Origin of the sequence: Streptacidiphilus sp. PB12-B1b, from assembly GCF_014084125.1 — a bacterium.
In the GTDB taxonomy this organism is placed as follows: Bacteria; Actinomycetota; Actinomycetes; order Streptomycetales; family Streptomycetaceae; genus Streptacidiphilus.
In genome coordinates this window covers 2,550,220-2,568,188 of sequence record NZ_CP048405.1, presented here as the reverse complement: position 1 = coordinate 2,568,188, position 17,969 = coordinate 2,550,220, and the positions used below count along the sequence as shown (strand labels likewise).

The window sequence follows — 17,969 nt, the reverse complement described above, 5'->3', positions numbered from 1 at the left end:
GGGGCCAGCGGCCCTCACCGGCCGGCGGCGCGGGGGGCGGCGCGGTCGGCCGCTGGCGGGGCGGTGCGGGGGGTGCCCGCCAGCGGCAGCGCGGTGGCCGGGGCGAGCGCCGGATCCTCGACCGCGAAGGTGCGGACCCGCCCGGGCGCGCCCCACGGGACCTCGAACCGCACCGTCACCCGGCCCACGCCACTGCCCTGGACCCAGCCCCGCCCCTGCTCGGCGTGCTCGACGTCCTGGCCGGGCATCCAGCGGCGGGCCGGGGCCGCGCCCGGGTGGAAGGCGCGCGGGGCGGACGGCCCCCCGTAGGCGGCCTCCTGCTCGTCCCGGCCGTCCGCCGCGCCGTCCCGGCCCGCCCCGGCGCCGCCCGTCTCCGGGCCGTCCGCTTCCGCACTGCCCGTGTCCGCACCGCCCTCGGCCTCGCGCTGGGCCTGGGCGAAGAGGTCCTCCTGGGTGAAGTCGGCCAGGCCGGACACGCCCACGCCGAGCAGCCGCACCCCGCCGGCCAGCGCCACCTGGGCCAGCAGCCGGCGGGCCATGGCGGAGATCACCAGCGGGTCGTCGGTGGGGGCGGGCAGGGTCTCCGAGCGGGTCAGGGTGGAGAAGTCGAAGCGCCGGACCTTGACCACCACCGTCCGCCCGGACCGCCCGGCCGCCCGCAGCCTGCGCACGCAGCGCTCGGTGAGCCGGTCCAGCTCGAAGCGAATGCGGTCGGCGTCGTTCAGGTCGACCTCGAAGGTGTCCTCCACCGAGACCGACTTGGCGTCCCGGTCGGCGACCACCGGGCGGTCGTCGCGGCCCAGCGCCAGCGCGTGCACCCCCGCGCCGTGGGCCCGTCCGAGCAGCCGCACCAGCTCGTCCTGCGAGGTCCGGGCCACCTCGGAGATCCGGGTGAGGCCGATCCGGCGCAGCGTCTCGGCAGTGGCCGGGCCGACGCCGGGCAGGGCCCGCACCGGCAGCTCGTCCAGAACCTCGCGCTCGCGGCCCGGCTCGATCAGCACCAGGCCGTCCGGCTTGGCCTGCTCGGAGGCGATCTTGGCGAGGAACTTGGTGCCGGACAGGCCCACCGAGGCGGTCAGCCCCACCCCGGCCAGGATGTCGGCGCGCAGGTCCTCGCCGACCGCCCGGACCAGCTCCGCGCCCTCGGCCGGGCCGCCCGCCCGGAGCAGCTCCCCGTAGGGCCCGGCCTCCAGGTCGACGAACGCCTCGTCCACGCTGAGCGGCTCGACCAGCGGCGACAGCTCCCGGAGCAGACCCATGACGACATCGCTGACCTGCCGGTACAGCTCGAAGCGCGGCACCAGGAAGGCGGCGTTCGGGCACAGCCGCCGGGCCTGCGCCATCGGCATCGCCGAGTGCACGCCGAAGCGCCGCGCCTCGTAGGAGGCCGTGGAGACCACCCCGCGCCCGCCCAGACCGCCCACGACCACGGGTTTTCCGCGCAGACTGGGCTTGGACGCCTGCTCCACCGCGGCGAAGAAGGCGTCCATGTCGAGGTGCAGGATCGACGGCACGGACCGCATACGCCGATCATCGCGCACGGGTACGACAACCGGCGGCGCCCGCGCCCGGCGGCGGCTACCGCCAGCGCGCCAGCGCGGTCACCGGCGGGCCGAGGAAGGTCGGGTCGGGCCGGACCAGCACGTCGTACAGCGCCTCGGCGGCGGCCGGGAGCTCGCGTACGCCGCCGTAGTACCAGGTGGTGTCGTGCGCCTGCTGGTCGCCCACCCCGTAGGCGTCGATCCCGGCGGCGCGGCACAGCGCCACCGCCCGGCGGATGTGGAACTCCTGGCTCACCAGCAGGGCGCTGCGCACCCCGAAGACGCGCCGGGCGCGGTCGCAGGAGTCCCAGGTGTGGAACCCGGCATAGTCGCGGACCACCCGGTCGGCCGGGACGCCGTGCCGCAGCAGGTAGGTGCGCATGGCGTCGGGCTCGTCGTAGTCGGCGCGGTCGTTGTCGCCGGTGACCAGGAACGCCTTGGCCTTGCCCAGCCGGTACAGCTGCAGCGCCGTGTCCAGGCGGCCGGCCAGGTACGGGCTGGGCGTGCCGTCCGGGTTGAGCCCCGCGCCGAAGACCACCACCACCGGCTCGGACGGCGCGTCGGCGACCGTCCGCAGCCGGCTGTCGGTGCTCAGCTGGAGCCAGGTCGCCGGCAGCAGCGCCAGTACGGCCAGTGCGGCGAGCAGTTGGACCGCCCGCCGCTGCCCGCGCCGGGTGCGCAGCGCCCGGCCCAGCCTCCGCCCGGACCGCCCCGGCCAACCGCGCCACCCCGCCCGTGCCCGCATGCCGAACCTCCCGCGTGCCGTCTCCCCTGACGACCTGCGGACGCGCGGATCAGCCCGCGCGGTTGCGGCGCCGGGCCAGTTCGTCCTGCGGGTCGTATCCGGGGAGGGTCTCGCCGGTGTCGGTGCGCTCGCCGTGCAGGGTGCGCAGGGTGGCGTCCAGCTCGCGCCAGGCGGCCCCGAGCGCGATGCCGAACACGCCCTGGCCGCCCTCCAGCAGCTCCACCACCTGGTGCGGCGAGGTGCACTGGTAGACCGTGGCGCCGTCGCTCATCAGCGTCATGCCGGGCAGCTCGTCGGCGTCGCAGGAGGCCAGATGGGTGACGGCGGCGCGGATGCTCTGCAGCGACACCCCGGCGTCCAGCAGCCGTTTGACGACCTTCAGCACCAGCACGTCGCGGAAGGCGTACAGCCGCTGGGTGCCGGAGCCCTGGGCGGCGCGGACGCTGGGCTCGACCAGACCGGTGCGGGCCCAGTAGTCGAGCTGCCGGTAGGTGATCCCGGCGGCGGCGCAGGCCGTCGGGCCCCGGTAGCCGACCAGCACCGAGGTCGGCTCGGGCGCGGCGGCCGCCGCAGGGGCCTGACCGGCCGCGGCCGGCAGCTGCTCCCGGCCCGCCCGGGGCTGCGGAATGGGCTGGGCCCTGACCGCGACCGCCTCCCAGCCGCCGCGCGCGGACCGCTGCGCGACGGTCTGGGCAGCCGGGGTATGGAGGGGGCAGGAGCCACCCGCGGCTGTTCTGTCGCCGGTGCTGCTCACGCGGCCCTCCGTCCACTCGTCCATCTGGGCCGCCGAGCGGGATGCGGAGAGCCGCACCCAGGACGTCCACACCCGACGGTAGGCAGTTGGTGCACGTGCGTCAACGATCGCCACGCTGGGCATGGCGGGTGATGTCAGCCCCACGAGTGGTTTAGCGTGACCCCGGCCGGGGTATGCGGGCCCGGATGGCCAGGGGGACGCTACTGGTTGCTGCTGCCGAAGTCCTCCGGCGAGATCTGGTCCAGGAATTCCCGGAACCGCTCGACCTCGTCCTCCTGCTCGTCCGGGATGGCGATCCCGGCCTCGTCCATGACCCCGTCGCTGCCGTAGATCGGGGTGCCGGTGCGCAGCGCCAGCGCTATCGCGTCCGACGGGCGGGCGCTGACCTCGACGCCGCTGGCGAAGACCAGCTCGGCGTAGAAGATGCCCTCGCGCAGGTCGGTGATCCGCACGGCGGTGAGCTGCTGCCCGACCGCCTCCAGGACGTTGCGGAAGAGGTCGTGCGTGAGCGGCCGGACCGGCGTCATCCCCTGCTGGGCGAAGGCGATCGCGGTGGCCTCCCCCGGCCCGATCCAGATGGGCAGGTAGCGGTCACCGCCCACCTCGCGCAGGAGGACGATCGGCTGATTGGAGGGCATCTCCACCCGGACACCCACGACGTCTAGCTCGTTCACACCTGCAACCCTAGGGTGCGGCGGCCCGATACTCCAGTTCTCACGAGTTCTCGCGGACGCGGGTCTCCCTGCGGACGGCGGCGCGGAAGCCGTGGGAGCGGTGCGGTCAGCCGCCGATCCTGGCCCGCAGCCCGGCCTGGACCAGCGCGGCGTGCAGCCGCACCGACAGCGTCGCCAGCTCCCGTGCCATGGCCGCCGCATGGGCCCGGGTCTGCGGGTTGCGGTGCCGCCGCAGCGGCGCCACCACCTGTTCCACCAGCCCGACCTCGCGGTCGGCGGCGGCCTTGACCGCCCGCAGGTGCCTCGGCTCCAGACCGAACCTGCCCAGCTCCGAGACCAGCCGGGCGACCTGCAGCATCTCCGGATCGAAGCCTCCGTCACCGGCGCAGGCCAGCAGGCCGTAGGACTCCCAGTCGGCCAGCTGCTGCTCGCCGATGCCGGCGGCCGCGATCAGCTCCGCCCGGCCCAGCCGGGGGCCGGGCACCGCCGAGGCGGTCAGGACCGTGCCGTCGCCGCCCTCGGCGGCCTGGCCCGGCAACGGCAGGCCGGCGTCCAGGGCTCGGCCCTCGGCGCCGGGATCGACCGAGGCCCGCTGGTCCGGGCCGGGGATCGCCGGGGGCGCCTCACCGGCGTCCATGGCGTCCAGGTGCTCCCGGATGACCCGGAGCGGCAGGTAGTGGTCGCGCTGCAGCCGCAGCACGTGCGCCAGGCGCTCGACGTCCCCGGCGGTGAACTTGCGGTAGCCCGAGGGCGTCCGCTGCGGCTCCACCAGCCGCTCCGCCTCCAGGAAGCGGATCTTGGAGATGGTGACCTCGGGGAACTCCGCCCGCAACACGTCCAGCACCGCCCCGATGCTGAGCAACTGCCTACCTGCCGCCTGCGTCTGCACCTCGGTTCACACGCTCCTCACAGCTGCTCAGAAGCCGCGGCGGCTTTCGAAGAACACCACGCGGTACTTGCCGATCTGGACCTCGTCGCCGGTGCTCAGCGGCACCTCGTCGATGCGCTCACGGTTGACGTACGTGCCGTTGAGGCTGCCGACATCCGCCACAGTGAACCCCTGCGGGGTGCGGCGGAACTCGACATGCCGACGCGAGACGGTGATGTCGTCCAGGAAGATGTCACTCTCGGGGTGCCGCCCCGCCGTGGTGACCTCGGTGTCCAGCAGAAAGCGGCTGCCCGAGTTCGGGCCGCGGCGCACCACGAGCAGCGCCGAGCCCGGCGGCAGCGCCTCCACGGCGGCCTGCGCCTCCGGGGAGATGGTCGGCTGGACGTTCTGGGAGACCTCGGGGTCGTACGCCTCCAGCCCCGAGATGGAGATGGTGGACGTCTGCTCCGAGGGACGCTCGGCGGCGCCGCGAGCGCCCAGCGGCGCGCCGCAGTAGGAGCAGAACCGGGCCGCCTCAGGATTGTTGCTCCCGCACCGGTTGCACACCGCCATGCCTGTGGCCTCCGAATCACCCACCTGGGCCTGCACCGAGGGATCGCCGGGGAACCCTCCACCAGAGGTTGAGGCTACCGCCTCGGGTGCTATCCGCGCCCCACCGGTGCCGTCAGCGTGTCGGACGCCCTCGCGGAACAGGGGGCGCTCGGTCGCAGGTGCGAAGGACTCCCCCTGGGCGGGGGCGCGCATCTCGGGCACGGCCGAGCCGTAGCCCTCCTCGTCCGCCCTGCGGTGCCGGGCCGTCGGCGCCTCGACGGCTCCCTGACGGGACTTCCGGCCGAACAGCTTCGAGAAGAGACTCACGGACGATTCCCCTTGCGTGACACGAACCCGCCCCAGGGGCAGGGTGAAGCCATCATGGACGTTGGACGAGAAGACTTGTCGACAGGGCCGTCGCCGACCCGGATGGCCGTCATGGCTGCGCCGAGTGAGCGTAGTCAGGAGTGCCACGTTGGATCAAGACGGACCCGGGCACCGCGGCGGTTCCGGAACGCGTCGGGATCCCGGCCGCGGACCGGCCGTCCCGCCCCACGCATACCTGGTCGATCCGAACCGCCTCCACCCCCGCCCTCCGCAGTTCCACCAACGTGGTGCGCAGCATATCCGTCCGAACGGCGGAAGCGGGCACGCCCACGCGGCACGTCCCGCCGGTGCGGGCGGCGGCCCCGGGCCGTCCCGATCCCCTGCCGCTGACCACTGCCACCTCGTCCCCACCGCTCCCGACCTGCGCGAATCATCCTGCCATCCGTCGTACCCACCCGAACGACCGGGTGCACCACCGGACCGCAGAAAGCCGATCCGGGGTGCTCCAGGGTGGCCGAACACACCCTGAAGAGGTGACGGCCGCAGCCGTCCGACAGGTGGCAGGATGATCCGCGCGGGGCGGGCTGCAGGGGTCAGGTCTCCGTGGTCGACTCCACCACCCGGGACCACTCGTCCAGCAGGGCCTCCGTGGAGGCGTCGTCCGGGCCCTCGGCCCACAGGTGGGTGACGGCCTCGGCCGGGTCGGGCACCACCATCGTCCAGCGGCCGTCCGACTCGACGACCCGGACACCGTCGGTGGTGTCGACATGGCGGTCGCCGGCGGCCTCGACCACCGAGCGCATCACCAGGCCCTTCGCCGACCACGGCGTGGCCAGGTCGCGCCGCTGGACATGCGCCCGCGGAATGCGCGCGTCGATCTGGCTGAGCGTCAGCTGGGTCCGGGCCACCAGCCCGACCAGCCGGACGAAGGCCGCCGCGCCGTCGAAGACCCCGCTGAACTCGGGGATCACGAAGCGGCCGCGCCCGTCGCCGCCGAAGATGGTGCCCTCGGCGGAGGCGGCCCTGGTCAGATCGTCGGGCGAGGTCGTCGTCCAGGTCACCTGGGTGCCGTGGTACGCCGCGACCTGCTCGGCGATACGGGTCGTGGTCACCGGCAGCGCCACCCGCCCGCTGCGGCCCTCGGCCGCCACCAGGTCCAGCAGCACCAGCAGCGCCCGGTCGTCCTCGATGATGTGGCCGCGCTCGTCCACGAAGGACACCCGCTCGCCCACCGGGTCGAACCGCACCCCGAAGGCCGCCCGGGAGGAGGCCACCAGCGAGCCCAGCCGGATCAGCCCGGCCCGGCGCTCCTCCGGGGTCTCGGTCGGCCGGGCCTCGTCCATGCCCTGGTTGACCGTGTGCGACTCGACGCCCAGCCGGCCGAGGATGCTCGGCAGCAGCATGCCGGCGCTGCCGTGGGCGGCGTCGATGACGACCTTCAACTGCGCCTCGGCCACGCCGCTGGTGTCCACGGCGCGGTGCAGGGTGCCCGCGTAGGAGTCGAAGACGCTGGCCGGGAAGGTGAGGTCGCCGATCTCGCCCGGGAACGCCCGGCGGTACTCCTGCCGCGCGTACACCCGGTCGAGCTTGCGCTGACCGGCCTGGGAGAGGTCGGCGCCGCGCTCGTCGAAGAACAGGATGTCGAGCGAGTCCGGGATCCCCGGCGTCGTCCGCAGCATGATGCCGCCGGCGCTGCCGCCTCGGGCGGTCTGCTGCCGGGCGACCGGCATCGGCACGTTCTCCAGGTCACGCACGTCGATGGCGCTGGCCTGCAGGCCGGAGATCATGGCCCGCTTCAGCGCGCGGGCGCCACGCGAGTGGTCACGCGCGATGGTGACCGTGGCGCCCTTGCGAAGCGTGGTGGCGTAGGCCCCGGCGAGGCGCACCGCCAGCTCCGGTGTGATCTCGACGTTGATGATCCCGGAGACGCCGCGTACCCCGAAGAGTTTCTCCTGGCCGCGGGACTCCCAGATCACCGAGGTGTTGATGTAGGCGCCGGCCTCGATGGTCTTGAAGGGGTACACGCGGACATTGCCCGCGATGATCGACTCCTCCTCCACCAGGCATTCGTCGCCGATCACCGCCCCGTCCTCGATCCGGGCGGCCCGCATCACGTCGGTGTTCTTGCCGATCACGCAGCCGCGCAGATTGCTCTGCGGCCCGACGTAGACGTTGCTGTGGACGATCGCCCGGTGCAGGAACGCGCCGCGCTTGACGACGACGTTGCTGCCCAGGACGGTGTTCTCGCGCAGCTCCACCCCGGCTTCGACCTTGGCGTAGTCGCCGATGTAGAGCGGGCCGCGCAGCACCGCCTCCGGATCGACCTCGGCGCCCTCGGCCACCCAGACGCCCGGGGAGATCTCGAAGCCGTCGATGTCGACGTCGACCTTGCCCTCCAGGACGTCCGCCTGGGCCTTCACATAGCTCTCGTGGGTGCCGACGTCCTCCCAGTAGCCCTCGGCGACGAAGCCGTAGATCGGCTTGCCCTCCTTGAGCAGCTGCGGGAAGACGTCGCCGGACCAGTCGACGCTGGTGTCGGCCGCGACGTAGTCGAAGACCTCCGGCTCCATCACGTAGATGCCCGTGTTCACGGTGTCCGAGAAGACCTGGCCCCAGGTCGGCTTCTCCAGGAACCGCTCCACCCGGCCCTCGTCGTCGAGGATGGTGATCCCGAACTCCAGGGGGTTGGGCACCCGCGTCAGGCACACGGTGACCATGGCGCCCTTGGAGCGGTGGAACTCCATCAGCTCGGTGAGGTCGAAGTCCGTGAGCGCGTCACCGGAGATGACCAGGAAGGAGTCGTCCTTCAGCGCGTCCTCGGCGTTCTTCACGCTGCCGGCCGTGCCGAGCGGGGTCTCCTCGTTGGCGTAGGTGAGGTTCATGCCCAGTTCCTCGCCGTCGCCGAAGTAGTTCCGGACCAACGACGCGAGAAACTGCACGGTCACCACGGTGTCGATCAGCCCGTGCCGCTTCAGCAGGCGTAGTACGTGCTCCATGATCGGTCTGTTGACGACCGGCAGCAGGGGCTTGGGCATGCTCGATGTCATGGGGCGAAGGCGCGTGCCCTCGCCGCCGGCCATCACAACGGCCTTCATGTCGGGTGGACCCTCCTCGAGGCGGTAGCTACATCAGTAGCTACCTCAGTCTCTCAGTCGACCGCAGCCCCCGCCCGGACAAGCTGGCGGGTCTGGACTGCGTACAGGATCCCTGCCCACCAGTAGAGCGCTGTACCCCACCAAACGAACGCCCATCCGATGATGAATGCCACAGTTCCGAGCCATCCATGCGCGGTGGTCAGCAGGAGCAAGGGAAACGCGTACATGAGGTTGAAGGTGGCGGCCTTGCCCAGGAAGTTCACCTGGGGCGGTCCGTAGCCGTGGCGCCGCAGGATCGGCAGCAGCGCAGCGATGAAGACCTCGCGGCCCAGCAGCACCACGGTGAGCCACCACGGCATGATCTCGCGCCAGGTCAGACCCACAATGGTGGACAGCACGAACAACCGGTCGGCAAGCGGATCCAGCAGTTGACCCAAACGGCTGATCTGGCCCCACCGGCGGGCGAGCTTGCCGTCCAGATAGTCGCTCACCCCGCTCGCCATGAGGATGGCGATGGCCCAGCCGTCGTTCTTGGGACCGTTGAACTCGGGCCACAGCACCAGCCAGAGAAACACGGGGACGCCGACGAGACGTGCCACGCTGAGCACGTTGGGGATGGTGAGGACACGGTCGGTCTGGACGCGTGTCTCCTGTACCTCCACCCGGGGGCCTCCTGAAAGCTGCAAACGGTGTACGGCGACCCTACCGTCCCAGGTCAGCTGCTCACACCGGGTGGCTCGGAGCACGGGTGCCCGTGAGGGTCCGGGAATGCGGAAAGGCCCTCCGACTCGAGGTCAGAGGGCCTTTCACGAAAGGTTGTTCGGCGGTGTCCTACTCTCCCACAAGGTCCCCCTTGCAGTACCATCGGCGCTATGAGGCTTAGCTTCCGGGTTCGGAATGTAACCGGGCGTTTCCCTCACGCTATGACCACCGAAACACTATGAAGTTGACCCGCACTCCCCGGCATGACGCTCCCGGGGAGGGGTCGTTGCTTCAGAACAACACAGTGGACGCGTAGCAACTATGGACAAGCCCTCGGCCTATTAGTACCGGTCAGCTCCACCCCTCACAGGGCTTCCACACCCGGCCTATCAACCCAGTCGTCTACTGGGAGCCTTACCCACTCGATGGTGGTGGGAGTCCTCATCTCGAAGCAGGCTTCCCGCTTAGATGCTTTCAGCGGTTATCCCTCCCGAACGTAGCCAACCAGCCATGCCCTTGGCAGGACAACTGGCACACCAGAGGTTCGTCCGTCCCGGTCCTCTCGTACTAGGGACAGCCCTTCTCAAGACTCCTGCGCGCGCAGCGGATAGGGACCGAACTGTCTCACGACGTTCTAAACCCAGCTCGCGTACCGCTTTAATGGGCGAACAGCCCAACCCTTGGGACCTACTCCAGCCCCAGGATGCGACGAGCCGACATCGAGGTGCCAAACCATCCCGTCGATATGGACTCTTGGGGAAGATCAGCCTGTTATCCCCGGGGTACCTTTTATCCGTTGAGCGACGGCGCTTCCACAAGCCACCGCCGGATCACTAGTCCCTGCTTTCGCACCTGCTCGACCCGTCGGTCTCACAGTCAAGCTCCCTTGTGCACTTACACTCAACACCTGATTGCCAACCAGGCTGAGGGAACCTTTGGGCGCCTCCGTTACATTTTAGGAGGCAACCGCCCCAGTTAAACTACCCACCAGACACTGTCCCTGATCCGGATCACGGACCCAGGTTAGACATCCAGCACGACCAGAGTGGTATTTCAACGACGACTCCACAACCACTGGCGTGGCCGCTTCACAGTCTCCCACCTATCCTACACAAGCCGAACCGAACACCAATATCAAGCTATAGTAAAGGTCCCGGGGTCTTTCCGTCCTGCTGCGCGAAACGAGCATCTTTACTCGTAATGCAATTTCACCGGGCCTATGGTTGAGACAGTCGAGAAGTCGTTACGCCATTCGTGCAGGTCGGAACTTACCCGACAAGGAATTTCGCTACCTTAGGATGGTTATAGTTACCACCGCCGTTTACTGGCGCTTAAGTTCTCAGCCTCGCCACACCGAAGCGCAGCTAACCGGTCCCCTTAACGTTCCAGCACCGGGCAGGCGTCAGTCCGTATACATCGCCTTACGGCTTCGCACGGACCTGTGTTTTTAGTAAACAGTCGCTTCTCGCTGGTCTCTGCGGCCGGCCACAGCTCAGGCAGCACGTGCCATCACCACAACCGGCCCCCCTTCTCCCGAAGTTACGGGGGCATTTTGCCGAGTTCCTTAACCATAGTTCACCCGAACGCCTCGGTATTCTCTACCTGACCACCTGAGTCGGTTTGGGGTACGGGCCGCCATGAAACTCGCTAGAGGCTTTTCTCGACAGCATAGGATCATCCACTTCACCACAATCGGCTCGGCATCAGGTCTCAGACTATGTGAACGGCGGATTTGCCTACCATTCGTCCTACACCCTTACCCCGGGACAACCACCGCCCGGGCTGGACTACCTTCCTGCGTCACCCCATCGCTCACCTACTACCAGCTCGGTTCACCGGCTCCACCACTTCCCCTTGTCCGAAGACTCCGGGACGGCTTCACGGGCTTAGCATTACCGGGTTCGACGTTGGCGCTTCAAAGCGGGTACGGGAATATCAACCCGTTGTCCATCGACTACGCCTGTCGGCCTCGCCTTAGGTCCCGACTTACCCTGGGCAGATCAGCTTGACCCAGGAACCCTTGGTCAATCGGCGCAAGAGTTTCCCACTCTTGTATCGCTACTCATGCCTGCATTCTCACTCGTATACCGTCCACGACTGGCTTCCGCCGCCGCTTCACCCGGCACACGACGCTCCCCTACCCATCACAGCCCCCGTTAGGGGTTAATACTGCAATGACACGGCTTCGGCGGTGTACTTGAGCCCCGCTACATTGTCGGCGCGGAATCACTTGACCAGTGAGCTATTACGCACTCTTTAAAGGGTGGCTGCTTCTAAGCCAACCTCCTGGTTGTCTCTGCGACTCCACATCCTTTCCCACTTAGCACACGCTTAGGGGCCTTAGCCGGTGTTCTGGGCTGTTTCCCTCTCGACCATGGAGCTTATCCCCCACAGTCTCACTGCCGCGCTCTCACTTACCGGCATTCGGAGTTTGGCTAAGGTCAGTAACCCGGTGGGGCCCATCGCCTATCCAGTGCTCTACCTCCGGCAAGAAACACACGACGCTGCACCTAAATGCATTTCGGGGAGAACCAGCTATCACGGAGTTTGATTGGCCTTTCACCCCTAACCACAGGTCATCCCCCAGGTTTTCAACCCTGGTGGGTTCGGTCCTCCACACGGTCTTACCCGCGCTTCAACCTGCCCATGGCTAGATCACTCCGCTTCGGGTCTTGGGCGCGCTACTATGTCGCCCTATTCGGACTCGCTTTCGCTACGGCTACCCCACACGGGTTAACCTCGCAACACACCGCAAACTCGCAGGCTCATTCTTCAAAAGGCACGCAGTCACGACCAGTCGTCCGAAAACGCTGGCGACGCTCCCACGGCTTGTAGGCACACGGTTTCAGGTACTATTTCACTCCGCTCCCGCGGTACTTTTCACCATTCCCTCACGGTACTGTCCGCTATCGGTCACTAGGGAATATTTAGGCTTAGCGGGTGGTCCCGCCAGATTCACACGGAGTTTCACGGGATCCGTGCTACTTGGGAAAAACTCAAGAGAGCCGCACAGGTTTCGTCTACGGGGGTCTTACCCTCTACGCCGGACCTTTCGCATGTCCTTCGACTACCCATACGGTTTCTGACTCTCCGACCAGCCGGCAGACCGATCAAGAATTCTCCCACGACCCCGAAGTGGCAACCCCTGCCGGGTCTCACACCACAACGGTTTAGCCTCATCCGATTTCGCTCGCCACTACTCTCGGAATCACGGTTGTTTTCTCTTCCTGCGGGTACTGAGATGTTTCACTTCCCCGCGTTCCCTCCACACTGCCTATGTGTTCAGCAGCGGGTGACAGCCCATGACGACTGCCGGGTTTCCCCATTCGGACACCCCCGGATCAAAGCTCGGTTGACAGCTCCCCGGGGCCTATCGTGGCCTCCCACGTCCTTCATCGGTTCCTAGTGCCAAGGCATCCACCGTGCGCCCTTAAAAACTTGGCCACAGATGCTCGCGTCCACTGTGCAGTTCTCAAACAACGACCAGCCACCCATCACCCCCACGAGCACACGCTCACAGAGTTCACTGGGGCCGGCGCTGAAGACCAGCCTTGCGGCCGTGCCCTCAGGACCCAACAACGTGCCCGACCCGATCCACCCGACCCCGCGTTCCACACACCCCGAAAGATGCAGTACTAGCGGCGACAAGCCGATCGTGCCGAATAGTCAACGTTCCACCCATGAGCGAACCACCGTCAGACATGCGCTGACGATATGGCCCTCTGACCGCCGAGAGGCGGTAAGAAGTGCTCCTTAGAAAGGAGGTGATCCAGCCGCACCTTCCGGTACGGCTACCTTGTTACGACTTCGTCCCAATCGCTGGTCCCACCTTCGACAGCTCCTTCCCTTGCGGGTTAGGCCACCGGCTTCGGGTGTTACCGACTTTCGTGACGTGACGGGCGGTGTGTACAAGGCCCGGGAACGTATTCACCGCAGCAATGCTGATCTGCGATTACTAGCAACTCCGACTTCATGGGGTCGAGTTGCAGACCCCAATCCGAACTGAGACCGGCTTTTTGAGATTCGCTCCACCTCGCGGTATCGCAGCTCATTGTACCGGCCATTGTAGCACGTGTGCAGCCCAAGACATAAGGGGCATGATGATTTGACGTCGTCCCCACCTTCCTCCGAGTTGACCCCGGCAGTCTCCTGTGAGTCCCCGGCATAACCCGCTGGCAACACAGAACGAGGGTTGCGCTCGTTGCGGGACTTAACCCAACATCTCACGACACGAGCTGACGACAACCATGCACCACCTGTATACCGACCACAAGGGGGCGACCATCTCTGGCCGTTTCCGGTATATGTCAAGCCTTGGTAAGGTTCTTCGCGTTGCGTCGAATTAAGCCACATGCTCCGCTGCTTGTGCGGGCCCCCGTCAATTCCTTTGAGTTTTAGCCTTGCGGCCGTACTCCCCAGGCGGGGAACTTAATGCGTTAGCTGCGGCGCGGACCACGTGGAATGTGACCCACACCTAGTTCCCAACGTTTACGGCGTGGACTACCAGGGTATCTAATCCTGTTCGCTCCCCACGCTTTCGCTCCTCAGCGTCAGTAATGGCCCAGAGATCCGCCTTCGCCACCGGTGTTCCTCCTGATATCTGCGCATTTCACCGCTACACCAGGAATTCCGATCTCCCCTACCACACTCTAGCCTGCCCGTATCGAATGCAGACCCGGAGTTAAGCCCCGGGCTTTCACATCCGACGCGACAAGCCGCCTACGAGCTCTTTACGCCCAATAATTCCGGACAACGCTCGCACCCTACGTATTACCGCGGCTGCTGGCACGTAGTTAGCCGGTGCTTCTTCTGCAGGTACCGTCACTTGCGCTTCTTCCCTGCTGAAAGAGGTTTACAACCCGAAGGCCGTCATCCCTCACGCGGCGTCGCTGCATCAGGCTTTCGCCCATTGTGCAATATTCCCCACTGCTGCCTCCCGTAGGAGTCTGGGCCGTGTCTCAGTCCCAGTGTGGCCGGTCGCCCTCTCAGGCCGGCTACCCGTCGTCGCCTTGGTAGGCCATCACCCCACCAACAAGCTGATAGGCCGCGGGCCCATCCCAGATCGCCGGAGCTTTCCACGCACACCCCATGCGGAGATGCGTCGTATCCGGTATTAGCACCGGTTTCCCGGTGTTGTCCCAGAATCTGGGGCAGGTTGCCCACGTGTTACTCACCCGTTCGCCACTGATCCACCCCGAAGGGCTTCACCGTTCGACTTGCATGTGTTAAGCACGCCGCCAGCGTTCGTCCTGAGCCAGGATCAAACTCTCCGTGAATGATTTCCCGACTGTGCTTAATTAAAAGCGCGGGCCACCACCCGCGAAAGAGCGGCACGACAGTCAGCGGAACAGCCGACCTCGTGCACTGCGTCCTCGCTAGTGTTTTGTGCATCAAAGGAACCACGTCCAAAAACGGACGGGGTATCAACATATCTGGCGTTGACTTTTGGCACGCTGTTGAGTTCTCAAGGAACGGACGCTTCCTTCAAGACCCTTTCACCGGTCTCTCCGGGCACTTCGTTCTTCGTTGTGAAGCCTACCAGACCGTTTTCGCGGCCCGTTCCGACGAGTGAAACTCTAGCGGAATCACGTCACCGACGCGAATTCCCCGCCCCACTCGCACACACTCTCAATTCCCGGAAAAGCGCACGACAAAATCGGCCGTACGGGGTCTGATCTGGGGATTGGCCGCCTCCGTCGTGCGCAGGCACGCAGGGCAACCCGGAGAACACTACGCATGCCGACCAGCAGTGTCAAACCGGCTCCGACCCCTGGGGCAGCGCTCGCGGTCAGCGTCCGGCGAGGGCGTCCAGCCGGGGGCGGTCCAGGCCGGTGGCCTTCTCCACCTCGGTGGCGTCGACGGCGCCGCAGTCCAGGCCGCGCAGCAGGTAGGAGCTGAGGGCCTTGGCGGTGGCGGGCTCGTCCATGACGTCGCCGCCGGTGCGGGTGACATAGGCGTGCAGGCGGGCGGCGGCCTGGTCCAGGCCCTCGCGGTAGAAGGAGTAGACGGCCGCGTAGCGGGTGGGCAGGTGGCCGGGGTGCATGTCCCAGCCCTGGTAGTAGGCGCGCTCCAGCGAGCGGCGGACCAGTCGGTGGTGCAGCCGCCAGGCGTCGTGGACCTGGGCGGCCGAGCCGACGGGGATGACGTTGGTGGAGCCGTCGGAGAGCCGGACGCCGGTGCCGGCGGCGGCGACCTGCATGACGGCCTTGGCGTGGTCGGCGACCGGGTGCTCCATGCTCTGGTAGGCCGCGCCGACGCCGCAGGAGGCGCTGTAGTCGAAGGTGCCGTAGTGCAGTCCGGTGGCGCGGCCCTCGGCGGCGTCGATCATGCGGGCGACGGTGGCGCGGCCGTCGGCGCCGAGGATGGCCTGGGTGGTCTCGATCTGGATCTCGAAGCCGATGCGTCCGGCCGGGAGCCCGGCGGCGCGCTCGAAGTCCTCGACGAGCCGGACCATGGCGCCGACCTGCTGCGGATAGGTGACCTTCGGCAGGGTCAGGACCAGCCCCTCGGGCAGGCGGCCGGCGCCGGCGTCCAGCAGTTCGGTGAGGAAGAGGTCGAGGGTGCGGATGCCTCGGGCGCGGACGGCGGATTCCATGCACTTCATCCGAATCCCCAAGTACGGGGGTGCGGTGCCTTCGGCGACGGCGGCGGCGACCAGGCGAGCGGCCCGGACGGCGGCGGCGTCCTCCTCCGCGTCGGGGCGGTTGCCGTAGCCGTCCTCGAAGTCGATGCGCAGGTCCTCGACGGGTTCGCGGTCGAGCTTTGCCCGGACCCGGCTGTAGACCTCGGCGGCGAGGGCGTCCGCCGGGCGGCCGAGGACGGCGGCGAGCGAGGCGGCGTCCGGCGCGTGCCGGTCGAGCAGGCGGGTGGCCTGGCTGCCCCAGTCGCGGACCAGGTCCGCGACGGTGGTGCCGTCGAGCGCGTCGGCGGGGACGTAGACGGTGTGCACGGGCTGGCGGGTGGCGGGCTCGCCCGGGTAGCGGCGCCGGAGTTCGTCGTCGACCTCGGCGAGGGCGCTCTCCACGTCGTCGCGCACGGTTCGCGTGAATGTGGTGCCCGAGTCGTCCTGGCGCGCCATCACGTGCCCCTTTCCCCGTCCGTCTTCAACAGTTTGTTGAGGCGAAGGTATCCGGGCCCCCGCGTCGCGTCAACGGGCGTCCACGGGGCGTGCGTGGACGCCCTCGGGCCGATGTGATCGAAATATTCCGTTGCGAAATATTCCGTTGACGGGCCGGGCTCGCCGGGTCAGAGTCCCGTCCATGTCCCCACAGCCGTCGCCGCCGCCGTCCTCCCCCTCCGAATCGGCTGGGCGGTCCGCGCTGGCGCCGCTGCGGCACCCGGCGTTCCGGGCGCTGGCGGCGGGGCGCGGCATCAGCCTGATCGGCAACGGGGTCGCCCCGATGGCGCTGGCCTTCGCGGTGCTCGGCCTCACCCGCTCGGTCAGCGATCTGGGACTGGTCGTCGGTTCGCGTTCGCTGTTCAACGTGCTGTTCCTGCTCTTCGGCGGGGTGCTGGCGGACCGGTTGCCGCGCCACCTGGTGCTGGTCGGCTCAGGCCTGATGAGTGCGGCCACGCAGGCCGCGGTGGCCACGCTGGTGCTCACCCACCACGCGACGATGCCGCTGCTGATGGCGCTCTCCGCGGCGAACGGGGTGTTCGCCGCGCTCGCGCTGCCCGCCTCCTCGGCGCTGGTACCGCAGACCGTGCCTGCCGAGCTCCGGCAGTCCGCCAATGCGCTGAACCGGATGGCGGCCAACTCCTCGCAGATCCTGGGCGCTTCGCTGGGCGGCATCCTGGTCGCGGCGGTGGGCCCGGGGTGGGGTCTGGCGGTGGACGCCACCAGTTTCGCCGTCTCGGCGCTGTTCTTCCTGCGGGTGCGGATCCCGGCGGCCGGTGCGGCCGGTGCGGACGGGCCTGCCGCCGCAGTGGTGAAGCGGCCCGGGCTGGTCAGCGAACTCCGGGACGGCTGGACCGAGTTCGCCTCCCGTACCTGGGTCTGGATGATCGTGGGGGCCTTCGGTTTCATCAACGCCGCCTATGCCGGGGCGGTGCAGATCCTGGGGCCGAGCGTTGCCGTGCGCACTTTCGGCAGTGCCGGTTGGGGTTTCGTGCTGGCCTCGCAGACGGCGGGCATGGTCGTCGGCGGGCTGCTCGCGCTGCGCATCCGGCCGCGGCGGCTGCTGCTGGTCGGGGTGGCCTGCATGGCGGGGTCGGCGTTGACGCCGTTGGGGCTGGGCTTCCAGGTGCCGGTGTACGCGCTGGCGCTGGCGGGTTTCGTGGGCGGTCTGTGCGCCGAGCAGTTCGGCGTGGCCTGGGAGACCTCGCTGCAGCAGGAGATCCCGCAGGCGAAGCTGGCGCGGGTCTACTCGTACGACATGCTGGGGTCGTTCGTCGCCATTCCGGTGGCACAGGTGGCGACCGGTCCGCTGACGCAGGCGCTGGGCAGCCGGGCGACGCTGTTCGGCGCGGCCGGGGTGATCGTGGCCGGGACGGCGGCGATGGTCTCCGTCCCGGACGTGCGCCGGCTGCGGGCCCGCCGCGCGGAGCCGGTGGCCGAGCCGGAGCCGGTGGGCGTGGCCGACGCGACGGCCTGAGGTCAAAGCCCGGGACGGACAGAGGAGCGGGACAAAGGAGCGGGCCCGGGAACGTAGCCAGTTCCCGAGCCCAGAGGTGCCGCCCATACTGGGCACGCCGGCACGTTTAAAGGGTGC

10 protein-coding genes and 3 rRNA genes are annotated in these 17,969 nt (G+C 68.2%); 1 reads left to right on the top strand and 12 read right to left on the bottom strand.

Going from position 1 to position 17,969, the window contains the following annotated elements; translation table 11 throughout:
• Positions 1 to 14: 14 nt before the first annotated feature.
• From GXW83_RS11610 to GXW83_RS11555, 12 genes are all read right to left on the bottom strand, one after another.
• Positions 15 to 1,523, bottom strand: a complete 1,509-nt coding sequence (locus GXW83_RS11610; protein ID WP_182443000.1) for a DNA polymerase IV — start codon at positions 1,521 to 1,523, stop codon at positions 15 to 17.
• 55 nt (positions 1,524 to 1,578) lie between these two features.
• Positions 1,579 to 2,286, bottom strand: coding sequence for a vancomycin high temperature exclusion protein (locus tag GXW83_RS11605; protein WP_182442999.1), 708 nt, complete (start codon positions 2,284 to 2,286; stop codon positions 1,579 to 1,581).
• Positions 2,287 to 2,335: 49 nt separating this feature from the next.
• Positions 2,336 to 3,040 carry a MerR family transcriptional regulator gene (locus tag GXW83_RS11600; protein WP_225446913.1) on the bottom strand — a complete coding sequence of 235 codons (705 nt, stop codon included), beginning with the start codon at positions 3,038 to 3,040 and terminating at the stop codon, positions 2,336 to 2,338.
• A gap of 200 nt (positions 3,041 to 3,240) precedes the next feature.
• Positions 3,241 to 3,714, bottom strand: coding sequence for a bifunctional nuclease family protein (locus GXW83_RS11595; RefSeq protein ID WP_182442997.1), 474 nt, complete (start codon positions 3,712 to 3,714; stop codon positions 3,241 to 3,243).
• A 106-nt stretch (positions 3,715 to 3,820) separates the two neighbouring features.
• Complete coding sequence (locus tag GXW83_RS11590; protein WP_225446912.1) at positions 3,821 to 4,603, bottom strand: MerR family transcriptional regulator; 783 nt, start codon at positions 4,601 to 4,603, stop codon at positions 3,821 to 3,823.
• Between the two features lie 27 nt (positions 4,604 to 4,630).
• The gene (locus tag GXW83_RS11585) at positions 4,631 to 5,461 is read right to left on the bottom strand and encodes an FHA domain-containing protein (RefSeq protein ID WP_370466640.1); all 831 of its coding nucleotides are present in this window, start codon (positions 5,459 to 5,461) and stop codon (positions 4,631 to 4,633) included.
• A 593-nt stretch (positions 5,462 to 6,054) separates the two neighbouring features.
• Entirely contained in the window at positions 6,055 to 8,556 is a 2,502-nt protein-coding gene (locus GXW83_RS11580) for a mannose-1-phosphate guanyltransferase (RefSeq protein ID WP_182442996.1), read from the bottom strand.
• Positions 8,557 to 8,609: 53 nt separating this feature from the next.
• The gene (gene pgsA / locus GXW83_RS11575; RefSeq protein ID WP_182442995.1) at positions 8,610 to 9,218 is read right to left on the bottom strand and encodes a CDP-diacylglycerol--glycerol-3-phosphate 3-phosphatidyltransferase; all 609 of its coding nucleotides are present in this window, start codon (positions 9,216 to 9,218) and stop codon (positions 8,610 to 8,612) included.
• Between the two features lie 156 nt (positions 9,219 to 9,374).
• Positions 9,375 to 9,491 (bottom strand): 5S ribosomal RNA (rrf, locus tag GXW83_RS11570).
• A gap of 88 nt (positions 9,492 to 9,579) precedes the next feature.
• Positions 9,580 to 12,702: ribosomal RNA gene (locus GXW83_RS11565) — 23S ribosomal RNA — on the bottom strand.
• 313 nt (positions 12,703 to 13,015) lie between these two features.
• Positions 13,016 to 14,534, bottom strand: a 16S ribosomal RNA gene (locus GXW83_RS11560).
• Together the 16S, 23S and 5S rRNA genes form the textbook arrangement of a ribosomal RNA operon.
• A 512-nt stretch (positions 14,535 to 15,046) precedes the next feature.
• On the bottom strand, positions 15,047 to 16,336 hold the full coding sequence (locus tag GXW83_RS11555; RefSeq protein WP_182442994.1) for an aldolase/citrate lyase family protein: 1,290 nt from the start codon (positions 16,334 to 16,336) through the stop codon (positions 15,047 to 15,049).
• 181 nt (positions 16,337 to 16,517) lie between these two features.
• Between GXW83_RS11555 and GXW83_RS11550 the strand changes: the two genes are divergently transcribed.
• A complete protein-coding gene (locus tag GXW83_RS11550; protein ID WP_182442993.1) occupies positions 16,518 to 17,852 on the top strand; it encodes an MFS transporter in 1,335 nt (444 codons plus the stop codon).
• The last annotated feature ends 117 nt before the right edge of the window (positions 17,853 to 17,969 follow it).